Annotated in this window: 4 protein-coding genes; 2 read left to right on the forward strand and 2 right to left on the reverse strand. The window is 69.7% G+C overall.

The window, feature by feature from the left end:
* Together VF468_25935 and VF468_25940 are read left to right on the forward strand one after the other, a co-directional pair.
* A partial coding sequence (locus tag VF468_25935; protein ID HEX5881728.1) for an acetamidase/formamidase family protein occupies positions 1-792 on the forward strand: 792 nt, incomplete at its 5' end.
* 147 nt (positions 793-939) lie between these two features.
* Positions 940-2,004, forward strand: a complete 1,065-nt coding sequence (locus tag VF468_25940; protein HEX5881729.1) for an urea transporter — start codon at positions 940-942, stop codon at positions 2,002-2,004.
* Positions 2,005-2,038: 34 nt separating this feature from the next.
* On the opposite strand, the gene VF468_25945 is transcribed toward VF468_25940, so the two are convergent.
* Positions 2,039-2,212 (reverse strand): hypothetical protein, encoded by a 174-nt coding sequence (locus tag VF468_25945; protein HEX5881730.1) that lies wholly within the window; start codon positions 2,210-2,212, stop codon positions 2,039-2,041.
* Between the two features lie 211 nt (positions 2,213-2,423).
* The coding region (locus VF468_25950; protein HEX5881731.1) for an aldo/keto reductase at positions 2,424-3,246 on the reverse strand (823 nt) is incomplete at its 5' end.

Genomic DNA, 3,246 nt, shown 5'->3' on the forward strand with positions numbered 1-3,246 from the left:
CGCTACACCGGCATCACCCACCCCGGCCTGTTCGGCACCGCCCCCTCGGCCGAGCTGCTGGCCAGGTGGAACGAGCGGGAGCGGGCGCTGATCGCCACCGACCCGGACCGGGTGCCGCCCCTGGCCCTGCCCCCGCTGGAGGAGAACACCCTGGCCGGCACGCTGACCGGCGCGGAGCTCCAGAAGGTGGCCCGGGAGGGCGCCCGGACCGTCCCCGCCCGCGAGAACGGCGGCAACCACGACATCAAGAATTTCACTAGGGGCTCGCGGGTCTTCTACCCGGTCCACGTCCCCGGGGCCAAGCTGTCAGGTGGCGACCTCCATTTCAGCCAGGGCGACGGCGAGGTCACCTTCTGCGGCGCCATCGAGATGGGCGGCTTCATCGACTTCGGCGTCGACCTGATCAAGGGCGGCATGGAGAAGTACGGGGTCAGCACCAACCCGGTGTTCATGCCCGGCAACGTCGAGCCGCGCTACAGCGAGTTCGTCACCTTCATCGGCGTGTCGGTCGACCACGACACCAACACCAACTACTACATGAACGCCACGCTGGCCTACAAGCGGGCCTGCCTGAACGCCATCGAGTACCTCAAGACGTTCGGCTACTCCGGTCCGCAGGCCTACCTGCTGCTCGGCTCGGCCCCGATCGAGGGCCGGATCAGCGGCATCGTCGACATCCCCAACGCCTGCGCCTCCCTGTACCTGCCGACCGCGATCTTCGACTTCGACATCCGGCCCACCGCGGACGGCCCGAGGAAGGCCGACCGGGGGCAGTGCGCCATGACCTCCTAGCGGCAGGCAGCACGCCGGACGCCCGGCACCACGCCGGGCGTCCGGCCGCCCTGCTGCTGGCAGCTTCGCTGGCTCGGACTCGGGAGGAGGCGGAACGCCATGGCAGATGGGGGCGCGCCAGGTCGCGCGGCAGCGAGCTGGGTCACGATGGCCGAGCGCAACCCGGCAGTCGGGGTGGTGGACACCCTCCTGCGCGGTGTCGGCCAGGTCATGTTCCAGAACAACCCCCTCACCGGCCTGCTGTTCCTCGTCGGCATCCTGGTCAACTCGTTCAAGTTCTGCGGCGCCGGCCTGCTCGCCCTGGCCGCCAGCACCCTGGCCGCTCACCTGCTGGGGGCCGACCGGGCGCTGATCCGGGCCGGCCTCTTCGGGTTCAACGGCATCCTGGTCGGGATCGCCCTGGCCTTCTTCTTCGAGTTCGACCTCTTGCTGGCCGCCTACATCGTCCTCGGGGCGGTCGTCTCCACGATCGTGATGATGGCCCTGATCAACCTGCTCGGCCCCTGGGACATGCCGGCGCTGACCGCCCCGTTCGTGCTCACCGCCTGGCTGCTGCTGTTCGCCGTCTACCAGTTCGACTTCCTCCAACCGACCGAGCTGATCGCCCCTGCGGCCCCTGACCCGGCGGCCACGGTCCAGACCGAGCTGCGGGAGCTGGCCACCGGCACCGGGGGCCTGACCGCGGCCAACCTGGCCCACGGCTTCTTCCGCGGCGTGGGCGAGGTGATGTTCGAGGACAACCTGCTGACCGGGGTGATCTTCCTGGTCGCCATCGCCGTCAACTCGCGGATCTCGGCCGCCTTCGCCGCCCTCGGGGCGGCCATCGGCCTGCTGACCGCCCTGGCCCTGGGCGGCGACGGCTTCACCGCCTACCACGGGCTGTACGGCTTCAACGCCGTGCTGTGCGCCATCGCCATCGGCGGGCTGTTCTTCGTGCTCACCTGGCGCTCGGCCATCTACGCGCTGCTGGCCGCGGCGTTCAGCGTGATCGCATTCGCCGCCATCGCGGTGCTGCTCGCCCCCATCGGCATGCCAGCCCTGACGGCCCCCTTCGTGCTCACCACCTGGCTGTTCCTGTGGCCCAAGGCCGGCTTCCGGGCGCTCACCCCGGTAGCACTGGCCGACATCACCACCGCCGAGAACATCCGGGCAGCCTATCGGGGCCGAGCGGCAGGCCCCAGCGCCACCGCGGAGCCCGGCGAAGCGACGTGAGGCGCCGGCGATCCTCGAGATTCGGGGGTCGCGCCTAGCCGAGCTCGATGGGCGTCGTGTTGCGGTTGCCGTACCCGTTGCCGTTGCCGTTGCCGTGCCCGTTGCCGTTGCCACCGTCGTCGATCGTGGTGGGCGTGGTGGACGTGGTGGACGTGGGCGGCTCGGCGACCGTGGTGGGCGGGGAGGTTGTCGCGTCGCAGTCGGCCACGGGGATCGCCCAGGAGGCATCACGGGCTCCTCCGCCTCCGTCACGGACCGTGACGGCGGGGAAGCCTATCTGTAATTGGCAGGTAGGGCCAAATTCGCGGATTACGCCACATTGAGCGTTCAACCGACCACAACCGTATCGGCTGCTTCTCACCAGGAGCCGCCACCACCGCCACCGCCTCGCCTAGCGCGCAAGCATCGCCCTGAAGGGACTAGAGCTCGATCCCGGACACGGGATGGGGCACGTAGGGCTCCTCGAGCCGTGCGATCTCCTCGTCGCTCAGGGAGAGGTGCTCGGCCGCGAGGGCGTCCTCCAGGTGCTCGAGCCTGGTCGCGCCCACGATCGGCGCGGTCACGCCCGGCTTGTGCAGGAGCCAGGAGAGCGCGGCCTGGGCAGTGGAGACGCCCCGTTGGGCGGCGACCTCGGCGGCGCGCTTGATCACGGCGAGGTCGAGGTCGGGCCGGTAGAGCGAGTGGAGGAACGGATCGGTGCGGGCCCGGGTGGTTCGCTGCTCGCCGCTGGCGGTGACGGTGCCGGCCAGCAGCCCGCGCGCGAGCGGGCTCCAGGGCAGGATGCCGACTCCCTGGTCGAGGCATTGCGGGATCATCTCCCGCTCTTCCTCGCGGTAGATCAGGTTGTAGTGGTTCTGCATGGAGACAAAGCGCGTCGCCGCCACCTGCTGTGCCTTGGCGAACTGCCAGGCGTACATGCTGCTGGCACCGAGGTAGCGAGCCTTGCCGGCCTTCACGACGTCGTGGAGGGCGTCCATCGTCTCCTGGATCGGCGTCAGGTCGTCCCAGCGGTGGATCTGGTAGAGGTCGACGTAGTCGAGCCCGAGCCGCTCCAATGAGCCGTCGATCGAGGCCATGACGTGCTTGCGGGAGAGGCCGCGGCCGTTCTCGCCGGGCATCGTCCTGCCGTGCACCTTGGTCGCGACGACATACTCCTCGCGGGAGCCGAAGAGCCTGCGGAGCAGGCGTCCGGTCACGATCTCGCTCTGGCCGCCGTTGTAGACGTCGGCGGTGTCGAAGAAG

It is taken from the genome of Actinomycetota bacterium (genome assembly GCA_036280995.1).
Classification (GTDB): Bacteria; Actinomycetota; CALGFH01; order CALGFH01; family CALGFH01; genus CALGFH01.